18 protein-coding genes are annotated in these 23,577 nt (G+C 62.6%); 4 read left to right on the top strand and 14 right to left on the bottom strand.

All coding sequences use genetic code 11. The features are described 5' to 3' along the window. Nucleotides 1–143 precede the first annotated feature (143 nt). The 3 genes from NKI19_RS18790 to NKI19_RS18780 form a co-directional block, all read right to left on the bottom strand. Nucleotides 144–1,151: a magnesium and cobalt transport protein CorA gene (locus NKI19_RS18790; RefSeq protein WP_023677347.1), complete on the bottom strand. Its 1,008-nt coding sequence runs from the start codon at nucleotides 1,149–1,151 to the stop codon at nucleotides 144–146. A 116-nt stretch (nucleotides 1,152–1,267) separates the two neighbouring features. Then, nucleotides 1,268–1,993 (bottom strand): phosphate signaling complex protein PhoU, encoded by a 726-nt coding sequence (gene phoU, locus NKI19_RS18785; RefSeq protein WP_352488223.1) that lies wholly within the window; start codon nucleotides 1,991–1,993, stop codon nucleotides 1,268–1,270. Between the two features lie 117 nt (nucleotides 1,994–2,110). Next, nucleotides 2,111–3,376, bottom strand: a complete 1,266-nt coding sequence (locus tag NKI19_RS18780) for a sensor histidine kinase (RefSeq protein WP_352488222.1) — start codon at nucleotides 3,374–3,376, stop codon at nucleotides 2,111–2,113. Nucleotides 3,377–3,574: 198 nt separating this feature from the next. On the opposite strand from NKI19_RS18780, the gene ppk2 reads away from it, so the two are divergent. Next, nucleotides 3,575–4,477, top strand: a complete 903-nt coding sequence (ppk2, locus tag NKI19_RS18775) for a polyphosphate kinase 2 (protein ID WP_352488221.1) — start codon at nucleotides 3,575–3,577, stop codon at nucleotides 4,475–4,477. A gap of 24 nt (nucleotides 4,478–4,501) precedes the next feature. Here ppk2 and NKI19_RS18770 read toward each other — a convergent pair whose 3' ends face one another. The 3 genes from NKI19_RS18770 to NKI19_RS18760 form a co-directional block, all read right to left on the bottom strand. Further along, entirely contained in the window at nucleotides 4,502–5,251 is a 750-nt protein-coding gene (locus NKI19_RS18770) for an enoyl-CoA hydratase-related protein (RefSeq protein ID WP_352488219.1), read from the bottom strand. A 15-nt stretch (nucleotides 5,252–5,266) separates the two neighbouring features. After that, nucleotides 5,267–5,905, bottom strand: coding sequence for an acyl-homoserine-lactone synthase (locus tag NKI19_RS18765; protein ID WP_352475930.1), 639 nt, complete (start codon nucleotides 5,903–5,905; stop codon nucleotides 5,267–5,269). A 97-nt stretch (nucleotides 5,906–6,002) separates the two neighbouring features. After that, entirely contained in the window at nucleotides 6,003–6,734 is a 732-nt protein-coding gene (locus NKI19_RS18760) for a helix-turn-helix transcriptional regulator (protein WP_023677341.1), read from the bottom strand. Nucleotides 6,735–7,005: 271 nt separating this feature from the next. Here NKI19_RS18760 and NKI19_RS18755 point away from each other — a divergent pair, with 271 nt between their 5' ends. Further along, nucleotides 7,006–7,857, top strand: coding sequence for an ABC transporter substrate-binding protein (locus NKI19_RS18755; protein ID WP_352488218.1), 852 nt, complete (start codon nucleotides 7,006–7,008; stop codon nucleotides 7,855–7,857). A 14-nt stretch (nucleotides 7,858–7,871) separates the two neighbouring features. Here NKI19_RS18755 and NKI19_RS18750 read toward each other — a convergent pair whose 3' ends face one another. Beyond that, nucleotides 7,872–8,282 carry a tellurite resistance TerB family protein gene (locus tag NKI19_RS18750; protein ID WP_292659499.1) on the bottom strand — a complete coding sequence of 137 codons (411 nt, stop codon included), beginning with the start codon at nucleotides 8,280–8,282 and terminating at the stop codon, nucleotides 7,872–7,874. A 246-nt stretch (nucleotides 8,283–8,528) separates the two neighbouring features. Here NKI19_RS18750 and NKI19_RS18745 point away from each other — a divergent pair, with 246 nt between their 5' ends. After that, nucleotides 8,529–10,184, top strand: coding sequence for a lysine--tRNA ligase (locus NKI19_RS18745; protein ID WP_352488216.1), 1,656 nt, complete (start codon nucleotides 8,529–8,531; stop codon nucleotides 10,182–10,184). Here the strand turns inward: NKI19_RS18745 and NKI19_RS18740 are convergent. The 7 genes from NKI19_RS18740 to NKI19_RS18710 form a co-directional block, all read right to left on the bottom strand. Further along, nucleotides 10,147–10,983 carry a thermonuclease family protein gene (locus NKI19_RS18740; RefSeq protein ID WP_352488215.1) on the bottom strand — a complete coding sequence of 279 codons (837 nt, stop codon included), beginning with the start codon at nucleotides 10,981–10,983 and terminating at the stop codon, nucleotides 10,147–10,149. The genes NKI19_RS18745 and NKI19_RS18740 overlap by 38 nt on opposite strands. 11 nt (nucleotides 10,984–10,994) lie before the next feature. Next, nucleotides 10,995–11,639, bottom strand: a complete 645-nt coding sequence (locus tag NKI19_RS18735; protein WP_352488213.1) for a S24 family peptidase — start codon at nucleotides 11,637–11,639, stop codon at nucleotides 10,995–10,997. 81 nt (nucleotides 11,640–11,720) lie between these two features. Beyond that, a complete protein-coding gene (locus NKI19_RS18730; protein ID WP_352566248.1) occupies nucleotides 11,721–13,940 on the bottom strand; it encodes a 3-hydroxyacyl-CoA dehydrogenase NAD-binding domain-containing protein in 2,220 nt (739 codons plus the stop codon). Nucleotides 13,941–13,952: 12 nt separating this feature from the next. Next, nucleotides 13,953–15,161 carry an acetyl-CoA C-acetyltransferase gene (locus NKI19_RS18725; RefSeq protein ID WP_352488211.1) on the bottom strand — a complete coding sequence of 403 codons (1,209 nt, stop codon included), beginning with the start codon at nucleotides 15,159–15,161 and terminating at the stop codon, nucleotides 13,953–13,955. A gap of 31 nt (nucleotides 15,162–15,192) precedes the next feature. Continuing rightward, nucleotides 15,193–16,362 carry an acyl-CoA dehydrogenase family protein gene (locus tag NKI19_RS18720; RefSeq protein ID WP_352488209.1) on the bottom strand — a complete coding sequence of 390 codons (1,170 nt, stop codon included), beginning with the start codon at nucleotides 16,360–16,362 and terminating at the stop codon, nucleotides 15,193–15,195. A gap of 239 nt (nucleotides 16,363–16,601) precedes the next feature. Further along, nucleotides 16,602–18,398: an acyl-CoA dehydrogenase gene (locus NKI19_RS18715; protein ID WP_352488208.1), complete on the bottom strand. Its 1,797-nt coding sequence runs from the start codon at nucleotides 18,396–18,398 to the stop codon at nucleotides 16,602–16,604. A 236-nt stretch (nucleotides 18,399–18,634) separates the two neighbouring features. Beyond that, nucleotides 18,635–19,096: a MerR family transcriptional regulator gene (locus NKI19_RS18710; RefSeq protein ID WP_352488568.1), complete on the bottom strand. Its 462-nt coding sequence runs from the start codon at nucleotides 19,094–19,096 to the stop codon at nucleotides 18,635–18,637. A gap of 550 nt (nucleotides 19,097–19,646) precedes the next feature. Here NKI19_RS18710 and NKI19_RS18705 point away from each other — a divergent pair. Continuing rightward, nucleotides 19,647–23,507: a peptidoglycan-binding protein gene (locus NKI19_RS18705; RefSeq protein WP_352488206.1), complete on the top strand. Its 3,861-nt coding sequence runs from the start codon at nucleotides 19,647–19,649 to the stop codon at nucleotides 23,505–23,507. Nucleotides 23,508–23,577 lie beyond the last annotated feature (70 nt).

Genomic DNA, 23,577 nt, shown 5'->3' with positions numbered 1-23,577 from the left:
CGACCCCCCCCCTCGCCCCCTCCGCCTCTCCCCGACTCCCCTACACGCTTTCTTGCCTACTCCCCTACCGGCCTACTGGCCTACTGCCCTACTGCCCTACTGCCCTACTGCCCTACTGCCCTACTGCCCTACTGCCCTACCCTTCATAGCCACCCATTCTTGCGAAACCGCCAGTAAAGAAACGTGCAGATCAGGGCAATCGCCGCCAGGACGGCCGGGTAGCCATATTCCATCCTCAGTTCCGGCATGTCGCTGAAATTCATGCCGTAAATGCCGGCGAACGCCGTGGGCACCGCCAAGATGGCGGCCCATGAGGCAAGCTTCTTGGAGATCGCCGTCTCCTGGCTTTGACCGACCAGAAGGCTAGCCTCGAAGGCGAAGGCGAGAACCTCACGCAGGCTGTCGATCTTTTCCTGGACAGTGCGGATGTGGTCGGTGACGTCGCGAAACAGCGGGTGCATGGCTGTGTGGATTTGCGGCAGATCGGCGCTGGTCAGCCGCCGGCAGACCTCCACCAGCGGCAGGGCCGCATTACGCAGGCGCAAGAGATCGCGGCGCAGCATATAAAGCCGTTCGATATCGGAGCCGGTCATCGGTTTCAGCAGAACCTTGTCCTCGATCGCCTCGACCTCGTTTTCGATCTGCTCGAGCACCGGCATGTAATTGTCGACGATGAAATCGAGAATGGCGTAGAGGACGAAATCCTCGCCCTTGGCAAGGGAATGCGGGCAGCTTTCCCAGTGCTGGCGAACGGCTGCGTAGGAGGTCGACGGGCCATGCCTGACGCTGACGATATAGCCGGCGCCGACGAACAGATGCGTCTCGCCGAAGGTGACACGGCTGTCGATCAGCTGCGCCGTGCGGGCAACGATGAACAGGGCATCCCCATATTGCTCGATCTTCGGTCGCTGGTGCGGATGCTCGGCGTCCTCGATCGCCAACTCATGCAGATGGAATTGCGCCTGGACGCGCAGCAACAAATTGCGGTCGGGCTCCAGCAGTCCGATCCAGACCACGTGGCCCGGCTTCCCGGCCCATTCGCCGGCTTCCTCGATCGGAATGTCGGCGATGCGCCGCCCAGCCGTATAGACGCCGCAAGCGATTATGCCCGACATCGGCGGCGCAGGAGCAAACTCGCGGACATATTCCATCGCAGCCTCCTGAAGGCGGGGCCTTCATCGCGGAACTGAGAAGTCGGCGCGTCGAAAGCTTAGCGCAATTTTCTGTCAGGTGGCGAATCCGAAATTCGCATCGGTGTCGGGAGAACTCACTTCGCCGGTGGCGTTGCAGGAAGAATAATCTTGTCCGTCTTGTCGCCCTTTGGACGATCGGCCGGCATCTGGTCGCCGGTGACGATATAGTAGATCGTCTCGGCGATGTTGGTGGCGTGGTCGCCGATGCGCTCGATGTTCTTGGCGCAAAACAGGAGATGTGTGCAGGGCGTGATGTTGCGTGGGTCTTCCATCATGTAGGTCAGCAACTCGCGAAACAGCGAGGTGTACATGGCATCGATCTGGTCGTCGCGGTCGCGCACGAAACCGATTTTTTCCACCGACCGCGATGCGTAGACGTCGAGTACTTCCTTGAGCTGGGTCAGTGCCAGATTGGCCAAAGCCTCGAGGCCGCGGAACAGGCTGTTCGGCTGGCGCCCGTCTGCGACGGCAACCACCCGCTTGGCGACGTTCTTGCCGAGGTCGCCTACCCGTTCGAGGTCCGCCGAGATGCGGATCGCGCCGACAATCTCGCGCAGATCCGTCGCCATCGGCTGGCGCTTGGCGATGATGATGATCGCCTTGTCGTCGATCTCGCGCTGTCCCTCATCCAGAACCAGGTCGTCTCGAATGACTTTCTGGGCAAGCCCCGGATCCGCATTGACCAGCGCCGCGACTGCCTGCTCGACCATGCGCTCGGCATGCCCGCCCATCGCCGCGATGCGCTTCGACAGATATTTCAGCTCCTCGTCATAGGCGCTGACGATATGCACGGACTGCATGGACGAAATGCCTTCCCGGGATCTTGTGGTTGAGTCGTTCCCTCGAATCCCCGCTGATACGCTAGCCGGATGACAGAAAAAAGAAACGGCCCATTATGTGGTAGTGATAGTACCGCGTCAGCGAGCCGGCAAATGGACCGTGAACGCCGCACCCTTGCCGAGCTCCGACCTGATGGAGAGCCTGGCGTTGTGGCGCGTCAGGATATGCTTGACGATGGACAGGCCAAGGCCGGTGCCCTTTTGGCTCCGGCTGTTCTCGACGTCGACGCGGTAGAACCGCTCGGTGATGCGCGGGATGTGTTCTTCGGGGATGCCGGGGCCGAAATCCCTGATGGTGACGTCGATGCCCGGTTCGGGATCGCTGTCGCTGCGTATGATCGACACCACGACGCGTCCGCCCGACTGACCATATTTGCAGGCGTTTTCCAGCAGGTTTTCGAAGACCTGGAAAAGCTCGTCCCGATCGCCGGGCACGTCGAGCGGCCCTTCCGCGAAATCACGCTCGATGACGACGCCGTTTTCCTTTGCGAGCGGCCCAAGCGAATCGATGACGCTGTCGATGGCCTGGCGCAGGTCGACCTCGGTTCCCGGCTTGAGATAGGGCTTCATCTCCAGGCGCGACAGCGACAGAAGGTCGTCGATGAGGCGCGCCATGCGGCTGGTCTGGTTCTGCATGATCTGCAGGAACTGCTCGCGCGCCTCGGGGTCGTTGCGGGCCGGCCCGCGCAGCGTCTCGATGAAGCCGGCGATCGAGGCGAGAGGCGTGCGCAGCTCGTGGCTGGCATTGGCAATGAAGTCGGCACGCATTCTGTCGATCCGGCGCGCCTCACTCTGGTCCTTGAACACCAGCACGTAGAGATCCGTGGCATGGCCGACTGAAGACGCGCTCACCCGATAGGCTCGTTCGACCGGCAGCTTTTCTATGTAGTCGACGCTGTCCGAAGCGACGTTGCCCGCCAAGATACTATCCAGCAAGGCCTGCATTTCCGGCGCTCGGAATTTCAGCGACAGCGACATACCGGGGGCAATCCCGCCAAAGGCGGCAAAGGCGGCGGCGTTGGCATGGACGATGGCGGCGGAGCGATCGAAAATGATCAACGGATCGGCAACCGCCGCCGCGAGATATTCGCCGGAAAGCCGCTGCAGGCCGCTCGCCTCGATGGCCACGGCATTTTCGGTCGATTGACGCGCGACGCCGGCCGGCAGCATCGCAGCGGCAACCAGCAACGCGCCTGCCAGCAGCACCACATAGCCGGACATGCCGGCAAAAGCATAGACCATCAGAACCGCAACGAGGCCGGCCGCCAGCAGCCAGCGGCTGTTCCACAGCCGCATGGCGACACCTTGCGCCCTGCCTTTCCGCTTTGTGCCGATGTCGGCCATTTGCGCTCCGTCTGCGGCCAACTTCAAGAACTTCCTGCTGGACCGGCGCTAGAGCACAGTGCGTTCAATTGGACGCACAAAGGACGCTCTACCACTTTATCTGCTGCATCGTTCTTTCCGAAAATCGATTCCGATTTCCAGGCCGATGCAGTAAGGCTCCCAATAGCATGAGTCCGGAAGCTGGAAAGGTTCGCCTCGATGAAAAACACCAAGGAAAGTCCCGCCGTACCTTCATCGGGTCCGCTGAAGATCATCATCGACGGCAAGGAGCGGGAGTTCGACATCGAGGCCCCGACGCTTCCCGAGTGGGTCGAGGACCGCAAGCTGACCGCCGGCGGCTATCCCTACGACAAGAAGATGAAAAGCGAGGAGTACGACGAGAGGCTTGAGAAGCTGCAGATCGAGCTGGTCAAGGCGCAGGCGTGGCTGCAGTCGACAGGCAAGCGGGTAATGTCGCTGTTCGAGGGGCGCGACGCCGCCGGCAAGGGCGGCACGATCTTCGTTTTGCGCCAGTATCTGAACCCTCGCACGGCGCGCAACGTGGCGCTGACCAAGCCAACACCCACCGAGCTTGGACAATGGTACTTCCAGCGCTACGTCGACCACTTCCCGACGTCGGGCGAATTCGTCACTTTCGACCGCTCCTGGTATAATCGCGCCGGCGTTGAACCGGTGATGGGATTCTGCACGCCCGAGCAGCACGAGCAATTTCTGGACGAGGTTCCGCATTTCGAGCGGATGATCCGCAACGAGGGTATACATTTCTTCAAATTCTGGCTGAACATCGGCCGGGAAACGCAGCTCGAGCGATTCCATGACCGCCGCTGGAGCCCGCTGAAGAGCTGGAAGTTTTCGCCAATCGACATCGCCGGCATCACCAAATGGGACGAATACACCAAAGCGCGCGACCTGATGGTCGAGCGCACGCACAAGGAGTTCGCGCCCTGGATCATTGTGCGGGCGAACGACAAACGGCGCGCGCGGCTGGCCGTCATGCAGCGCATTCTCCTTTCGCTTCCCTATGACGGCCGCGACCTCGACGTCATCGGCAAGGAGGACAGGAAGATCATCGGCGAAGGGCCGACTTTCCTCGAAAAATAAGCTCACCTCATCGATACGCGGCTCTCATGCCGCCAGCCGGGCAATCCGCTGCAGTCGCTTCAGCGTGGTGTCGTCCTGCAGCGCCTGCTGGAAAAGCGAGATCTCCTGGTCGATGCGGTCGCAGAGCGCGCCGGTGTCGCCCCTAAGCAGGTCGCGCGTCTGCAGCAGCGCCGCGACAGGCTTCTTGGCGAGTTGCCTGGCTCTTGCCAACGTGGCTTCCTCGACGCTGCCGTCCGTCACGATCTCGCCGACAAGGCCCAGTGCCCTGGCATCTTCGGCGGTGAGCGTGTCGCCCAGGCAGAAGAAGCGGAACGCCCCGGCATAGCCGAGCTTCTGCGGCGCCAGAATACTGGTCGCCGCGTCCGGCACCAGGCCGAAATCGACGAACGGCACCCGAAACGTGCTCTTGCTCGAGGCGATCACCATGTCGCAGTGGAACAGGATGGTGCAGCCGACGCCGACGGCGTCGCCGTCGACACAGGCAAGGACCGGTTTCGGGAATGTCGCCAGCGTGCGGAACATATCGGTGACGGCGTCGATCAGTCGCCGATGTTTGGTGGCGTCGAGAAATTCGGAGAAATCGGCACCGAGGCAGAAGCACCCGGCCAAGCCGCGCAGGACCACGACGCGGACGTCGTCGTCGACGGCAGCTTCGTGGAATGTCCTGGCCAGGCTTTCATAGGCCCGCCTGTCCAGCACCGGGCGGCCGTCACCCGACGATACCGTGACGATCAGCGTGTGATTGCGGAATTCTGCTTTTGAGTGAACGTTCATGGCCTCTCTCCAATCTCACGAGGCGCGTCTCTGTCCGAGCATGTCCGGGTACCCTCTGGCCAGCACCGGCGCAAAGTGGTTGCGGCGCGAACGCACCACGTCGAGCGTGTGCTCGTTGAAGGTGAGCAGTGTGGCGACCACCTGCTGGTTGCCATAGGTACGCTGGTAACCGAGCGGCGTTGCCAGGAAATGCAGCTGCAGCGCGCGAAGCACCCACATCGGCTCGAATTCGATGATCACCTGGTTGACGTTGCGCTTCAGGCCCCACTCGACGAAGCCAGCGATCAGCTCCGTGCCCACCGTCGACACGCCGCGCCGACCGTCGCGGAACCCCGGCGCAACCGCATAGCGGGTCAGTTCATAGACATTCGGGCCCGACGGTGGGGTTCCCTCATAAAGGTCCGCCAGCACGTCGGTTAGAAGATGTGCCCGGGTCGTCGGCAACATCCGCTGGTAACCGGCGAGCTCGCCATTGCGGATGACGATCTGGTGCACTGCCTCGTCGTGGTCGAATTGATCGATCTCCAGGCCATCGGGGCGCTGCAGATCGGTCCATCCCATCTCTTCGACGAAAATCTTGTAACGCAAACGATGAACTGACTCCCAGAGGTCGGGCCGTTCCATCAATTCCTGGGTCGTGAGGGAAAAGAGCATTTTGCCGTCTCCTGTTTCAATAGGAAGATACGGCCGTGCTTTCCCAAAAAAATTACGCGATCACGCAAGCAAGAATTTCTAGGCCGGCGCGGCCGACCTAGTTAATATAGCCGCGCCTTATCGCTTCCGCGACGGCCTGGACCCGGTTGACGGCACCGAGTTTGCTTTTGGCGTTAAGAAGGTGTTTCTCTGACGTGTGTTCCGAAATGCCGAGAATTTGTGAGATCTCCCATTCGGACTTGCCAACGGCGGCCCATTGCAGGCATTCGCGCTCACGCGGCGTTAATTCGACATGATCGATGGTTTTGCCCGCCATGGTGTGGAGCTGCATTGCGCGGCCAATCGCATAAGTCGAGACCAGCGACACCAGCCCAAACTCGGCGCTCGACAATTCGACAGCCTCGCCGCCAAGTGACACCATGACGATCTGGCCATCGAGCGTGATTAGCGGGAAGGCCAACCCGTCGCGCAGCTTGAATTCGCCGGCATCGCCCATCACCTCGCCGCCGCTCTTGCCGATGCGGATGCCCTGAGACGCTTCCCGCCACTGGAATGGCGCTTGAAGCTGCTTCATGTGACTGACGACGGGGTCGTGATCGACGTAGTTGCGCGCAACGTAGCGCTCAAGCCATTCAGCCGGCCAGTCGCAAAGCAGCACATGGTCCTTTTGCTGGTTTCTCGGCGTGCCAGGTTGCGGAACCGTGCCGGCCATCAGCGCCGTCAGCCCGAACCCGCTTGTTACCCCCAGCAGTTTTTCGCAGACGGCGGCCGCAGTGCCGGCGTGCTGCAACTGATCTATCAGTTCCAGGGTACGATCGAAATGACCCATCGCAACATCTACCCCATGTTGCCTTCCGCTCTTGAGGCCAATGGCAGTGATCAACCCGCACCACGCCATCAACCCCGGACTGCAAAGCTGCTTCCCCTGTGCGTCCTACTGCTCCTCTTCAGCCGGCATCACGCAGTCATTTGCAAACTCACTAAACAATATCCCTAAATCGTCACGATGAAACCAAAAACCGTTGTACCTGTGTTATTTTCGTACAAAAACCTGTGTTATTTCGTACTAAAGTCGGTGCAAGACCGGGCGGAGTCGTCGCGTGGCGTTTCGGCGCATATCCATTTCATTGATCTCGATACTGATCGGAGCGCAATTGCTTGCGGCTGCTGCGCCCGCCGCGGAGCCGCAGGTGCCGGTGTTTTGGGACGCCAAGGAGCGGCTGCCAAAGCCGGACCTTTCGATGCTGCCGCGGCTGCGATTCCTGACCACCACGGATTTCCCGCCGTTCAATTTCCTCGATGGGGCAGGCCGGCTGTCGGGCTTCCATGTCGACCTGGCGCGCGCCATCTGCGCCGAGCTCGGCATTGCCGAAAAATGCCAGATCCAGGCGCTGCCCTGGGCCGAGCTCGAAGGTGCGCTCGGGAAAGGCGAAGGCGAAGCGATCATCGCCGGCATCGCCGCGACGCCGGAGTCGCGGTCGAAATACGCGTTTTCACGCTCCTACCTGCAATTTCCGGCGCGCTTCATCATGGTGAAGACAAAGGCGCTGGCCGAACCAATGTTCGACAGGCTGCGCAGCAAGCGTGTCGGCGTGATCGCCGGCTCCGCGCATGAGCGGATGCTGCGCGACTATTTTGGCGACGTCCAAATCGTCCCCTTCGCAAAGCCGGAGGAGCTTTATGGCGAGCTGAAAACCGGCAAGGTCGACGCCGCCTTCGGCGACGGCATGCGCTTCGCCTTCTGGCTCGGCGGATCCGATGCGGCGGGCTGCTGCCGCTTTGCCGGCGGCCCCTATCTGGCGCCCGAATATCTTGGCTCAGGCATGGCAATCGCCACCAGGGCCGACGATCCGGCACTGGCCGCCGCTTTCGACTACGCGCTGCAGGAAATTTCGGTGAAAGGAACGTTCGCCGAGTTCTATCTGCGCTATTTTCCGGTCAGCTTTTTCTGAGCTTGGCTGCCGGCTCAGGTCAGCGTGCGAAGGCGGGCCTTGGCGGCTCGCGCAATGGCGGCGACCGTCAGCGCATCGAGGTCGAGTTCCCGGCGGACGAGCTGCAGCACGCGCACCTCCTCCAGGCGCATTTCGAGATCGACGGCTGCGACCTCGAAGGCGGCCGCATAGGCGGTGTCACGCAGGCGTTCGGGCAGCGCCTCGGCGACACGCGCCAGGACGCCCTCCAGCCCGTCCTTTTCCTGCAGCATTTTCTGGCAGGCCTGGGCGACTTCGACCAGCCGCTCCTGGTTGAAATCCTCAAACACCGGCCAGGATCGAACGACGTCGCCGATCCGCGCCAGTTCGACGTCGGTCATGTCGCGGTCCGACGCCGAGGTGATGACCATCAGGTAGATCATGGCTTCGTGTGGCGACAATGGCATTTACAACTCCTTGAGATGGTCCCGAAGTTAGGAACGAGGGACCGGCGCCGCAAGGAAAAACAGCCGCGATCGTTGGCGCTCCGGTCACACCTTGGAACTTGATCCATCCTGACTATCGGGACGGGGGCTCTTAATCTTCTTGCCTGATCACGGTCCTGCCCGGAAACCGGGTTCCACTTTTCGGGATCATGGTCTAGAGCATGCGGCTGCCAGCATGGATGCCGGCAAAGTTGCAGGAATAGCATCATGGCCGAACAACAGCCGATCGATCTCAGCCCGGAAGTCCTCACCGCCGCCGCCGAAAGCAAGGCGTGGCCATTCGAGGAAGCGAAAAAGATCGTCGCCCGATACGCGAGCAGCGGCTACCCGGAAACGGTGCTGTTTGAGACCGGCTACGGCCCGTCGGGGCTGCCGCATATAGGCACGTTCGGCGAGGTGGCGCGCACGTCTATGGTGCGCCACGCCTTCCGCGTGCTGACCGAAGACAAGGTCAAGACGCGGCTGCTGTGCTTCTCCGACGACATGGACGGATTGCGCAAGGTGCCGGACAATGTGCCTAACAAGGACATGCTGCGCGCCTATCTCGGCAAGCCGCTGACCAGGATACCGGACCCTTTCTCCAATGAGTATCCGTCGTTCGGCGCCGCCAATAACGCACGGCTGCGCGCTTTCCTCGACCGTTTCGGCTTCGATTACGAATTCGCTTCCTCGACCGACTATTACACTTCCGGCCGCTTCGACGCGACGCTGCTCAAGATGCTCGAGCGCTTCGATAAGGTGATGGCAATCATGCTGCCGTCGCTGCGCGAGGAGCGGGCGCTGAGCTATTCGCCCTTCCTGCCGATCCATCCCAAGACCGGCATCGTCATGCAAGTCGCGATCGACGAGCGCAAGCTCGACGCCGGCACCATCGTGTGGCGCGACCCTGACACCGACGAGCGCTTCGAGACGCCGGTGACCGGCGGTCATGCCAAGCTGCAATGGAAGCCCGATTGGGCGATGCGCTGGGCAGCGCTCGGCGTCGATTACGAGATGTCCGGCAAGGATCTGATCGATTCCGTCAAGCTCGCCGGGCAGATTTGCCGCGCGCTCGATGCTCCGGCACCGGAGGGCTTCAATTATGAGCTGTTCCTCGACGAGCATGGCCAGAAGATCTCGAAGTCGAAGGGCAATGGGCTGACCATCGACGAGTGGCTGACTTACGCGCCGACCGAGAGCCTTAGCCTTTATATGTTCCAGCGCCCGCGAACCGCGAAGAAGCTTTATTTCGACGTCATCCCGAAGGCGGTAGACGAATATTACACGTTCCTCTCTGCCTATCAGAGGCAGGACTGGAAGGAGCGGCTGGGCAATCCGGTCTGGCACATGCATGACGGCAATCCCCGGGCAGTCGACCTGCCGGTGCCGTTCTCGCTGCTGCTCAACCTGGTCAGCGCCTCGAATGCCCAAAACAGGAGCGTGCTGTGGGGTTTCATTTCGCGCCACGCGCCGGGTGTGACGCCGACGACGCATCCCGAGCTCGACCGACTGGCCGAATATGCCATCCGCTATTTCGACGATTTCGTGAAGCCGGCCAAAGTGTACCGTGCTGCCGACACGGTCGAGCGCGAGGCGCTGACCAAGCTCTCGGAAGCGCTCGCCGCGCTGCCGGCTGATGCCGACAGCGAGGCGATCCAGAACGCTGCCCTCAATGTTGCGCGCAAGATCGAGCGCTACCAGGATCATTCCAAGCAGAGCCCGGAGGGCGGACCCGGTGTCTCCGTCGCCTTCTTCCAGATGATCTATCAGGTGCTGATAGGTCAGGAACGCGGGCCGCGCTTCGGCTCCTTCGCCGCGCTCTACGGCATCGCCGAAACGCGCGAGCTCATTCAGCGGGCGCTGGCTGGTCAGCTGGCGGCATGAGGACGCCGTCCTGCTCTTCCAGGATCGAGCTCGGCGCTACAGGCGCGGATCGCGACGCAGCCGGGAGCGGCGGCAGGCCTGAAACGCTCGGCGCCGGCCCGAAGACGCCTTTCTTTGCTGCACGCGCCTTCTCGCCGGCTTCTACGTAAGCGCCGCCCTTGGCGGCGCGCGCCCAGCCGTTTTCGACCAGCCATTGGCCGATATCCTGGTTGCCGATCCGGCACTCGGCGGCGATCAGATCACGGCCGCCTTCGGGCGGCACGGCACAGACCACCGCACGACTACGCAGAAAGGCGCGGAAGGCCGTTCGCGCCTGGATGCCGCAATTCCAGGATTTGCCGCCGTCGGTGCAAGTCTCCTCCTGCTTGACGATGTCGATACCGGAAACTGCAATCGAATAGCCCTTTGCCTCGATGAGCCCGGCGGCCGGCGCAACAGGCTGGAACAGTTTCGTGCCTTTCCAGTCGTCGGGCATTTTCGTTTTTGGCGGCTTGGGCGGTCCGGCCAATGCCAGATCGCTCAACGGGGCGCGCGGCTCTATCCGTTCAAGCTCGTTGGAACCGAGCTGCGGCGGCACCACAATTTCTGGATCGATTGCCCTCGAATGCGCCGCCTGCTTGGCCGGCTCTGGTTTGGGGATAGCCGACGTAGCCGGCGCGACGGGCTGCGGTTCAGCGCTGACCTGGATTTGCTTCCAGGGGCCGCCGCTTTCGCTCTGGACGGCGCGGCCGCCGGCGACAATTGCCGTGGCCATCGCGGGGATCGCCAGAACAGCCAAGGCAAGGTGAGGCAGACGCACCGGCCCCGCGCCTACTGGCTTGCCCAGACAATCCGCGCCACCCATTCGACATCGCGCATGGGGATGTCGCGGTCCGGGTGATCGGGATTGAGGGAGACCAGCGCGATCGACCTCGGTGTCTGGCGGTCGAGCACCTTGGCCATCACCTCGCCGGCATTGGTCTTGACGACGACGCGATCGCCCTTTCGTATGGCAGCCCCCGGCTCGACGATCAGGACATCGCCATTGCGATAGAGCGGCAGCATGGAATCGCCCTGGACCTTCAAGGCATAGGAGGTTTCGGTTGCCCTCGCCGGAAGCTCTATCAGGTCCCATCCCTGCCCCGCCGGAAACCCAGCGTCGTCGAAGAAGCCACCGGCGCCCGCCTGGGCGAAGCCGAGCAGCGGCACCGACGATCTCTGCACGGGCAGTGCGCCGGAATTACCCCGACCCTCGACCAGCCCCGCAAATTCATCCAGCGAGGCGCCGGTCGCCTCGATGATCTTGGCCAGCGATTCGGTCGACGGCCAACGCGGCCGCCCATCCGAGGACAGCCGCTTCGATTTGTTGAAGGCGGTCGAGTCGAGGCCAGCGCGCCTGGCCAGTCCGGAGGCCGAAAGCGAATAGCGCTCGGCAAGAGCGTCGATGGCGGCCCAAACGCGGTCGTGCGAGAGCACCTTGCTCTCCTTCGAAACAGGAAAAAATACCTTCCCTGTTCTACCCCTCGGCCGCCATCTTGTCCACCGCCGAAGACGGCGTCACGCTGCCTCCTTGGCCTCGTCCCTGGTATAGGGATCGAAGCGCTCGTAGAAGGTCTCGCCCTTCTCGGCCATATCGAGCAGCAGCTTCGGCGCCCTGAACTCGGTGCCGTATTTCTTCTGCAGGCGCTTGGAGAGTTTCACGAATTTCTTCGCGCCGATGCCGTCGATGTAGGACAGTGCACCGCCTGTATAGGGCGCGAAGCCGAAGGCCAGGATCGAGCCGACATCGGCCTCGCGTGGGTCGGTAACGATGCCCTCTTCCATCACCCGTACCGCCTCAAGCGCGATGGTGACCAGCAGCCGCTGCTTCAGTTCCTCATAATCGACCTGCTCCGGCGCCAGCTGCGGGTAGAGATCCCTGAGGCCTGGCCACAGCTTCTTCTTGGCCGGTTTTGCCGGATAGTCATAGAAGCCCTTGCCGTTCTTGCGGCCCAAGCGACCATGCGTGTCGACCATCGTGTTGAACAGCGCCATCTGCTTCGGATCGACCGCCTTGTCGCCGAGGTCGCGCATGGTCTGCTTCATGATCTTCTGGGCAAGGTCGATCGCCGTCTCGTCGGTCAACGCCAAAGGGCCGACGGGCATGCCGGCGGCCTTGGCCGCGTTCTCGATCATTGGCGCCGGAACACCTTCGATCAGCATCTTGTAGGCTTCCGACATGTAGCGCAGCACGCAGCGATTGACATAGAAACCGCGCGTATCGTTGACGACGATCGGCGTCTTCTTGATGGCGCGGACAAAGTCGATCGCGGTGGCCAGCGCCTTGTCGCCGGTCTTCTTGCCGAGGATGATCTCGACCAGCATCATCTTGTCGACCGGCGAGAAGAAGTGGATGCCGATGAAATTCTTCGGCCGCGCCGAATTCCTGGCCAGCGATGTAATCGGTATGGTCGACGTATTCGAGGCGAAGATCGCCGACGGTTTGAGTACAGCCTCGGCCTGTTCGGTGGCACCCTTCTTTACGGCCGAATCTTCGAATACCGCCTCGACCACAAGATCGCAGCCGGCGAGATCCGCATAGTCGGCCGTCGGCGTGATTAGCGACAGCAACTGATCCTTGTCCTGCGGCTTGGCACGGCCCTTCTTCACCTGATCCGAGATCAGGTTGTCGGAATGCGCCTTGCCCTTGGCGGCGGACTCCATGTCGCGGTCGAGCAGCACCACCGGAATGCCCGCCTTGGCCGTCACATAGGCTATACCGGCGCCCATGAAGCCGGCGCCGAGTACGCCGATCTTCTTGAACTTCGTTTCCGGTACTCCGGCCGGGCGGCGCGCGCCCTTGTTCAGTTCCTGCAGCGACACGAACAGCGAACGGATCATCGCCGCCGCTTCCCTGGTCTGCATGATCTCGGTGAAGTAGCGTTGCTCGATCCGCAAGGCGGTGTCGAATGGCACCAGCAAGCCCTCGTAGACGCATTTCAGGATGGCGGCAGCGGCGGGATAATTGCCATAGGTCTCGCGGCGCAGGATGGCGATGGCCGGCGGCCACAGATTGGCACCGGCCACCGAATAGATCGGGGCGCCGGGCAGCTTGAAGCCCTTTTCATCCCATGGCGCCACCGGTTTCAAGCCGTTCCTGATCATCGCCTTGGCGGTTTCGACCAGCTTGTCCGGCTCGGCAATCTCATGGATCAGGCCCATCGACTTGGCCTTCTGAGGCGACAGCGTTTGGCCGGACGTCAGCATTTGCAGCGCCTGCTGCTGGTCGGTCAGCCGTGGCACGCGCTGGGTGCCGCCGGCGCCCGGAAAAATGCCGATCTTCACTTCGGGAAGGGCCATCCTCACCTTGTCGGAATCGGCCGCGACACGGCCATGGCAGGCGAGCGACAATTCGAACGCGCCGCCCATGCAGGTGCCGTTGATCGCTGAGACCCACGGCTTGCCCGAGGTTTCCAGCTTACGGAACAGGCCGTTCATGGTGCCCGCATTGTCGAACAGCGCCTTGGTCGCCTTCTCCGGGTCCTTCGCCTTGTCGGCGGCGAAGGCCGCCAGCATCTTTTGCAGCATGGTGATGTCGGCGCCGCCCGAGAACGTATCCTTGCCGGAGGTGATCACCGCGCCCTTTATCGCTGCATCGCTCGCCACATTGTCGACGATGGCGTTCAGTTCGAGCATCACCTCCTCGGTGAAGACGTTCATCGAACGGTCCGGCATGTCCCAGGTGACCAGCGCAATGCCATCGGCGTCGATGTCGAGGGTGAAATTGGTGTAGCTCATCATCTCTCTCCGTCAGACGCGTTCGATGATCGTTGCAGTGCCCATGCCGGCGCCGATGCAAAGCGTCACCAGCGCGGTGATGAGGTCGCGGCGTTCCAATTCATCCAGCACCGTACCGAAGATCATCGCACCGGTGGCGCCGAGCGGATGGCCCATGGCTATGGCACCACCATTGACGTTGATCCGGTCATGCGGAATGTCGAAAGCCTGCATGTAGCGCAGCACCACCGAAGCGAAGGCCTCGTTGAGCTCGAACAGGTCGATGTCCGACAGCTTCATCTTCGCCCGCTTCAACAGCTTCTCGGTGACGTCGACGGGGCCGGTCAGCATCAGCACCGGTTCGGAGCCGATGTTGGCGAACGCACGGATGCGCGCGCGCGGCTTGAGGCCGAGCGTCTTTCCCGCCTTTTTCGAGCCGAGCAGCACGGCCGCCGCGCCGTCGACGATGCCGGAGGAATTGCCGGCATGGTGGACGTGGTTGATCTCTTCCACTTCGGGATGCTTCTGCACGGCGACGGCATCGAAGCCGCCCATTTCGCCGGGCATGACGAAGGACGGGTTGAGTGCGGCCAGCGACTGCATGTCGGTCGAAGGCCGCATGTGTTCGTCGTGGTCGAGGATGGTCAGGCCGTTCTGGTCCTTGACCGAGATCACCGAATTCTTGAAGCGGCCCTCGCCCCAGGCCTTGGCGGCGCGCTTCTGGCTCTCGACCGCATAAGCGTCGACGTCGTCGCGCGAAAACCCGTATTTGGTGGCGATCAGGTCGGCCGAGATGCCTTGCGGCACGAACCAGCCGGGCAGGCCGACCGACGGGTCCATGAACCAGGCGCCGCCGGAGGCGCCCATGCCGACGCGCGACATCGATTCGACGCCACCGGCAATCACGATCTCGTCGGCGCCTTGCGCGATTTTGGCGGCGCCGAAATTGATAGCGTCGAGGCCCGAGGCGCAGAAGCGCGATATCTGCATGCCAGGCGCCTTGGTGTCGTAGCCGGCCTCGAAAGCGGCGGCACGTGGAATGACCGCACCCGCCTCGCCAACCGGATCGACACAACCGAAGATGATGTCGTCAACAGCGGCGGTGTTCAGTCCGTTGCGGTCGCGGATGGCCTCGAGCACCTTGGCGCCGAGCCGCACCGCCGGCACTTCGTGCAGCGAGCCATCCTTCTTGCCCCTGCCGCGCGGCGTGCGCACGGCATCATAGACATAAGCTTCGGCCATTTTCCTGCTCCTTGGGTTTGCTGAAATTCGCTCAGAGCGAGCGCCCGATCAGCAATTTCATGATTTCGTTGGTGCCGCCGTAGATGCGCTGGACGCGGGCGTCGCGAAACATGCGCGCAATCGGATATTCATTCATGTAGCCATAGCCGCCATGCAATTGAAGGCATTCGTCGACGACTTTTCCCTGCAGGTCTGACAGCCAGTATTTGGCCATAGACGCCGTCACCGGGTCGAGGCCACCGTTAATGTGGCGGGCAACGCAGTCATTATAGAAGACGCGGCCGATGGTCGCCTCGGTCTTCAATTCGGCAAGCTTGAACTGGGTGTTCTGGAATTCGATGATGGCCTTGCCGAAGGCCTTGCGCTCCTTGACGTAGTCGATGGTAAGCGCCAGAGCCCGCTCGACCATGGCGATAGCAGTGGTGCCGATCTGCAGCCGCTCCTGCGGCAATTGTTGCATCAACTGGACGAAGCCCTGGCCTTCGTCGTTGCCGAGCAGGTTCGAGGTCGGCACACGCACGTCGTTGAAGAACAGTTCCGACGTGTCGTTGGCTTTGAGGCCGATCTTGTCGAGGTTGCGGCCGCGCTGGAAACCCTCCACCTCGTCGGTCTCGACGACGATCAGCGAGATGCCCTTGGCGCCCTTCTCAGGATCGGTCTTGGTAACGACGATGATGAAATTGGCGAGCTGGCCGTTGGTGATAAAGGTCTTCGAGCCGTTGAGCTTGTACCGGTTGCCGTCCTTTTCGGCGCGCGTCCTGACGCCTTGAAGGTCGGAGCCCGCACCCGGCTCGGTCATGGCGATGGCGCCGATCAGCTCGCCGGTCGCCAGCCTCGGCAGCCACTTCTTCTTCTGCTCCTCCGAGCCGTAATGGAGGATGTAGGGGGCGACGATCGAATTGTGCAGGCCAATGCCGAACCCGTCGACGCCGACATGGCCGATCGCCTCGATGATGGCGCTCTCATGCGCGAAGGTGCCGCCCGATCCGCCATATTCCTCCGGCATAGAAGCGCAGAGCAGGCCGGCAGCACCCGCCTTCAGCCAGCTCTCGCGGTCGACCATCTCGTTCTTCTCGAACTCGTCGTAACGCGGCGCGATCTCTTCCGACATGAAGCGGTGCGCCATGTCGTAAAGCATGCCGACTTCGTCCGCCGCCCAGGCGGGCTTCGGAAGGCCAAGGATTTCGGCGGGGTTGGTCATGTCTTCTCCCTCGCGCCGACGTTCCCCTCCCCCTCGAGGGGAGGGTGGCCGCGAAGCGGCCAGGTGGGGTCGCCGATGACGTGCTCGACCTTATCTTTTACAACCTGCGCCATGTCCCACGGCATTGCGATCGTTTTCCTCCCAAGGCATGCACCAGAATGGAGGTCGGCGCACTGCACGCAGGACCCCTCCCGGCCCTTCGGGCCACCCTCCCCTCAAGGAGGAGGGGAACGCCGAACCTAGAACGCTTCCGCGGGCAGTGCCATCAATGTATCGGCACCGCTGGAGATGCGGGCAAGATGCGCCGACGTCTCCGGCATGATCCGCTCTATGAAGAAGCGCGCCGTCACCAGCTTGTTGTCGTAGAAAGACGAAGCGCCGTCGGCGCCATCAGCCACTTTCGCTGCGGCCACCTTGGCCATCCGGGCCCACATATAGCCCAGCGCCACCAGGCCGAAGAGATGCATGTAGTCGGTCGAGGCGGCACCGGCATTGTCGGGCTTGGCCATGCCGTTCTGCACCAGCCACATCGTCGCCGCCTGCAGATCGTTGAGGCCCCTCTTCAGCGCCTTGGTGAAGGGCGCCATCTTCTCGTCGGTGCGGTTCTCCTCGCAGAACTCGCCGACTTCCCTAAAGAAGGCCTGCACCGCGCGACCACCATTCAAGGCCAGCTTGCGGCCGACGAGGTCGAGCGCCTGGATGCCGTTGGCACCCTCATAGATCATGGCGATGCGCGCATCGCGGACGAACTGGCTCATGCCGTGCTCTTCTATGTAGCCGTGGCCGCCGAAGACCTGCTGCGCCATTACCGCATGATCGAACCCCTTGTCGGTGAGCACGCCCTTGACCACCGGCGTCATCAGGCCGGTATAGTCGTCTGCGACCTGGCGATCTTTGTCGTCACCGGAGCGGTGAGCGATGTCGGACTTGATCGCCGTCCACAGTGCCAGCGCGCGGCCGGCCTCGTTGAACGCCTTCATGGTCATCAGGCTGCGGCGGATGTCCGCATGGACGATGATCGGATCGGCCTTCCTGTCCGGCGCCTTCGGTCCTGACAGCGAGCGGCCCTGCAGACGATCCTTGGCGTAGGAAACCGCATTCTGATAGGCGACCTCCGATAGCGAGAGCCCCTGCAAGCCGACGCCAAGCCGCGCCTCATTCATCATGGTGAACATTGCTTTCAGCCCGCCATTGGCCTCGCCGAGCAGCGTGCCTTCAGCGTCGTCGTAATTCATCACGCAGGTCGAGTTGCCATGGATACCCATCTTCTCCTCGACCGAGCCACAGGAGACGGTGTTCTTCTCGCCCGGATTGCCTGAGGCATCGAGCTTGAGCTTCGGCACTATGAACAGCGAGATGCCCTTCACGCCATCCGGCGCGCCCTCGATACGGGCCAGCACGAGGTGGACGATATTGTCCGACATGTCATGCTCGCCGGCCGAGATGAAGATCTTCTGGCCGGAGATCCTGTAGGTGCCGTCGCCATTTGGGACGGCCTTGGTGCGCAGCAGGCCAAGATCGGTTCCGCAGTGCGGCTCGGTCAGGTTCATGGTGCCGGTCCAGGCGCCCTCGACCAGCTTCGGCAACCATGTTGCCTTCTGCTCTTTGGTGCCATGGGTGATGATCGCAGCGATCGCGCCTTGCGTCAGGCCGGCATACATCATCAGCGACATATTGGCCGACACCATATATTCGGCGACCGCGGTGTGCACCGCGTAGGGCAAGCCTTGCCCGCCAAACTCGACAGGTGCGGCGAGCCCCATCCAGCCGCCTTCGCGATACTGGTCGAAAGCTTCCTTGAAGCCTTTCGGCGTCGTTACCGAACCGTCGTCATGGCGCACGCAGCCTTCCACATCGCCGACACGGTTCAGCGGTTGCATAACGTTTTCGGCGAGCTTCGCGCCCTCGGCAAGGATGGCCTCGAGCACATCCGGCGTCGCGTCGGAAAATCCGGGAAGATTGGAATAGCGCTGATATCCCAGCACTTCGTTCAGCACGAACAGCGTGTCCCGGACCGGCGCTCTGTAGATCGGCATGCGTTCCTCCACCATGCGGTCTTGGCCCCGAAATCAGCCCCAGCATATGAGGATGGCAGACGGACCAACGTTACGGCCGAGATAACAAATATTGACGTTTGCGTAAACGTCAATTCTGCGGTGCGGCAAATTTTCTCCCGCGCGCCAAGGCGGCAAACGGCGAAGGACGGTAAACGACGAAGAACCGCGCAGCGAAAGCCACGCGGTTCTCATTCGCCGGAAATCTAAAGCTTAGTTTAGCTCGCCACGCTGGCCTGCGGCGTCGAGCGCTCGACCAGCATTTGCCGGACGGTCGTCATCGAAGCACTCAGTTCGCTGATGGCATCGTCGATCAGCGCCCGCTGCTTCTGCAGACGGGCAAGCTGCTTCTCCGACTTGTCGAGCGCCAGCCGCAACTGCTTGGTGTTGGAGCCGTTCGGATCATAGAGGTCCATCATCTGCTTGACGTCACGCAGCGAGAACCCGACCTTGCGGCCAAGCAGGATCAGCTTCAGCCGGGCCCTGTCGCGGCGTGTATAGAGACGGGTCGATCCGTCGCGCTGCGGGTTGAGCAGACCCTTGTCCTCATAAAAACGCAGCGTACGCAGCGTCACTCCGTATTTCTTGGCCATTTCGCCGATGCGGACAAGCTCTTCACCGGCTTCGCTCGACATATCGTTGGTGTTGGCCGCGGCCTGGCCGGGCGAAATAAGTTTCATGGTCACTGGCTTTCCCCGTCTGGTGGCGTCGCGGTCGCGGACCTTGCGTCGCCTGAGTGAAAGCGGGGGCGTGCTTCCACTCGTGGTTTCAACAAACAAATCGCAAACGGCGTAATCCGCTCATTTACGTTTACGTCAATTCTATATCGATAGCCGCCTCACCACGCAAGAGCGTTCTAGTCTTGCAACTTTATGCCGCAGCACCAGCGGATAGCCCAAAAATCGCGGTCGACTTCGGAAAGAACCCTGCGGCAGATCAAAATTCTACAGCGTCCTTTCTGCGTCCAAAGGGACACGCGACGCCGTCGGCAGTCAGGTGACAAAGTTGCAACTTCTTAAGCTTGGTTAACGCGTTGTTTACCACGTTGGGGCGAAATGTGCGCATGTCGGTTGCCCGTGTCTATCCTGTATTGAATTTTTCACGGTTTTTCGGAGCGCGGATGAGACCCGGGAAGCTCGTCTTCCACTGCAACAAGCCAAGCAGTCGCCTTCGTCCCGGCTGGACTTTGGGAACCTGGTGAAAGCCAGCAATTCTGAAACGGGCGCATTGATGAACAGCAAGCGGTCCTACCTCGATACACTCAACGCCGGCAGGCAACGCCGGCCGCACACGACGCTTGAAGAGCTCAACCGCTCCCTGGAAACGCTGGAGCAGCGACTGGAGCGGACGCGCGAGGAAACGGCAAGCCACCCCGATCCGCGCCGACCAGCGGCAGAACCGCGCTATCCCAGCGCCCAGCCCTATGGCCAGCAGCGCCGGTATGAGGATCCACGCGCGCAGCGGCCGAAAGGCCCAGCAGCGGCTTTCGACCAGAATTACCAGGTGATCGCCCGCGATATAGACCGGGTGCGCGGCCAGGAGGACGGCGTCGCCCTAGCCGGCAAGATCGCCGGGGAATTGCGCGGCCTGCGCGAAGAGTTGCGCCAGCAGATGACCTCCGGCCTGCAACGCGAGTTCGAGGTACTGCGCAAGAATATTGAGCGAGCCTTCCAGTCAAATGGCGGCGGCAAAGGCAGCGCCGAACTCAACGTCGAATTCGAGCGGCTTTCCGGCGCCATCCAGACGCTGGCCGAAAAAAGCGACGACAGAAGCGTCAATATGCTGCGGCTCGAGCTTGAGCAGGTCAAGGCCGCGCTCGATACGCTGGCGCGCGAGGAGAGCGTGCAGGCGGTCGGACGCCGCTGGGACGATTTCGACCGCCGCTGGAACGCCTTCGAGGACCGCGTCGAGGCCGATCAGCGCAAGCGTTCCGATGCACCCGGCCTGTCGGCGCTGACGGAGCGGCTCGAACAGATCAGCAATGCCGTCAGCAATCTGCCGGAGTCGCTGTCGCTGCGCTCGCTGGAGGAAAAGGTCCGCACGCTTGCCGGAGCGGTCGACCATTTCGCCCGCCAGCAGGACAATCGCGGCGGCGACACATTCAGCCAGATCGACGAGCGGCTCGACGAGATTTCCCGCGCGATCGTCGCCTCGACGGTTGCCGCGCAAGCCAATTCGTTCGACCCCGAGCCCTTCGAACGCATCGAGAAGCGGATCGATTCACTGGCCCAGCAAATCGAAGAAGTGTCGCAGGATCGTCCGGGTCGGGAGGTCATCGACCGTCTCAACACATTGTCGAGCCGCGTGGATGAGCTGGCCGGCCGAGCCAATCTGCCGGAACAGGCGATGGAGCGCCTTGCCAGGCAAGTCGCGCTCATTGCCGACAAGATCGACCACGCACCTGCCATGCCCGACGCGGACTACATCTTCCAGGGGCTCGAGCAGCGCTTCGACGTGCTGTCCAGCATGATGGAACGTCGCCAGGGCGACGCCATCGAACAAGGCAACATGCTGTTTCGCGACCTTGAGCGCCGGTTGGACGAGGTCGCCGACAGGCTGGACCAGCGCATGCCGCAGGTCGACAGCGCCGGCATCATGGATGCCATCGATGCCCGCTTCACCGCGCTGGCCAAGCGGATGGAGACGCGCGTTCCGGATCCTGCCAACGAGGCGGCGATCCGTGGCCTGGAGACCCGGCTCGAAGACATCTCAAGCCGGCTGGATTCGTCCGCGGCACAGGTCGCCAGCATCGACCCGGCGTTGATCCGCAGCCTTGAAGCGCAGGTCGCCGGCCTGACGGCGCATCTTTCCAGGCCCGGCACGCCGCTGCCGGAATTCGACGACATCAGCCCGCGTCTCAACGAAATCGAGAAGTCGCTGGCCGGAACCCGCGATTCCATCCTCGGCGCGGCACGCGAGGCGGCTGAGAGCGCCGTCCGCTCGCTGGCCGGATCAAGCGCGAACACGGCGGCCGTTACCGGCCTCGCCCAGGACCTGAAGACGCTCGAGGCACTGACGCGCCGTTCGGATGAGCGCAATTCGAGGACGTTCGAGGCTATCCACGATACGCTGCTCAAGATCGTTGACAGGCTTGGTTCACTGGAGACCGGCGAACCGGCAAGCGCGGAATTGAGCAAGCGCTTCGGCCGGGCATCCAAGATCTCGGTGCAGGACGCACCGTCGATGGACCTCGACCAGCCGCTGCCGTTGACGGGCAGCATGGCCGATCTCGACGGCCGCGCCGCGGCGCTCGCGCGCGACGAGCCAGGTCCGCGTACGCCGGCTGAGGCCGCCGCAGCAGCAGCCCTGGCGGCTCTCGGTTCAGACACGACGCGTGAAAAAACCGAGCAAGGCGGCGGCAGGAAATCGATGTTAGGCGGGCTGGCGCGCGCCTTGAAGGGCAAGAAGGAGGCCGAGATGCCGCCGCTTGCAGGCTCGGCGCCGAGCGCCGAGATACCGAGCGTCGATCTCGACGAGCCCCTCGACCCCAAGCTCGCCAACCGGCCACTGGAACCGGGCTCCGGCGCACCCGACCTCAGCGCCATCATGAAGCGCGTGCGCGACGAGCGCGGGCAGCCGGCCCGGGAAGGCGGCGCCGAGGCGGCGAAATCGGACTTCATCGCGGCAGCCAGACGGGCTGCGCAAGCGGCGGCCGCCGAGGCGGACGCCCTCAAGCGCCAGTCGACGATGAAAGGCCCGGTCAAGGCACTCAGGATCGGCGACCTGCTCAAGGCGCGGCGCAAGCCGATCCTGATGGGGGCAATCGCCATCATGCTGGCGCTTGCCGGCCTGCAACTGGGCAAAGCCTTTTTCTCCGACCCGGTCGAAGTCGCCAACGATGAGGCGGTACCCGCCGTGGCCGTACAGCCGGCGGAAACCGCATTGGCCAGCGTTGCCAGCCAGCCGAAGGCGGACGCGCAGACGACAACACAGGAGAGCGCGCCCTCGCCCACCGTCAGGCAGGCAGAGCCATCCGCATCAATGACCAAGGACGACACGGCGGCGCAAACCGGCCCCGCCACACCGGCAACCGAGGCATCGACGGCGCCCTCGGCTTCCGCGGTGTCCGCTGATCTGGCGGCGCCAGACACCACGGCCGCAGTGCCCGCGCCGGCAGCGACGACGGTCAGCGACGCCGAGCCAATGGCTGCCGCGCCTGCTACCACCACCGCTGCTGCGCAGGACACGACCGGCACGGTGCCGCTAGCGGATGCTGTCGCGGCAGGCGTTGCCAAGATCGACGTTCCGGCCGATGCCGGTCCGGCCGCCCTGCGCGATGCAGCGGCCGGCGGCGACGCCAAGGCGCTGTTCGAGATCGGCTCGCGCTACGCCGAGTCGCGCGGCGTCAAGGAAGACATGGCGGCGGCGGCCAAATGGTATGAGAAAGCTGCCGAACTCGGTTTCGCACCTGCAGAATACCGCATCGGCAATTTCTACGAGAAGGGCATCGGCGTCGCACGCGACATCAAGAAAGCGAAGACCTGGTACCAGCTTGCCGCAGAGCAGGGCAATGCCAGCGCCATGCACAATCTGGCCGTGCTGTTTGCGATGGCGGCGGATGGGGTGACCAACAATGAAGCGGCCGCGCGCTGGTTCCAGGCGGCGGCGGATCTCGGTGTCAAGGACAGCCAGTTCAATCTCGGCATTCTCGCGGCAAAGGGCGTCGGCATGAAGCAGAACCTCGAGGAGAGCTACAAATGGTTCGCGCTCGTCGCCAAGACCGGCGACAAGGATGCGGCGGCCAAGCGCGACGAGATCGCCAAGGCACTGAGGCCCGAGCAGCTGGAGCGTGCGCGGGCCGCGGCTGAACTGTGGAAGGCCAAGCCGCTCGATCCAGCTGCCAATTCGGCCGACATTCCTGAATCGTGGCAGGACGGCACACCACAGACAACCGCCGGCATCGATATGAAGAAAGCGGTCCAGAACATCCAGCGCATTCTCAACAAGAACGGCTACGAGGCCGGCAATCCCGACGGCATGATGGGCCAGAAAACCAAGAACGCGATCATGGCCTTCCAGGCCGACAACGATATGAAGGCAACCGGCGCGATCGACGAAAAGCTGGTCAAGGCGCTGCTCGCGCGTAAATAACGGCAGATGCGTCGTTTCCGCGACGCCCTTGCCACAGATTTGCCTGTTAACTGATTGAGTTGTTTTTTGT

It is taken from the genome of Mesorhizobium sp. M0751 (assembly GCF_040320265.1).
Classification (GTDB): Bacteria; Pseudomonadota; Alphaproteobacteria; order Rhizobiales; family Rhizobiaceae; genus Mesorhizobium.
The sequence above is the reverse complement of the archived record's forward strand: the minus strand, read 5'-3'. Positions and strand labels throughout refer to the sequence as shown.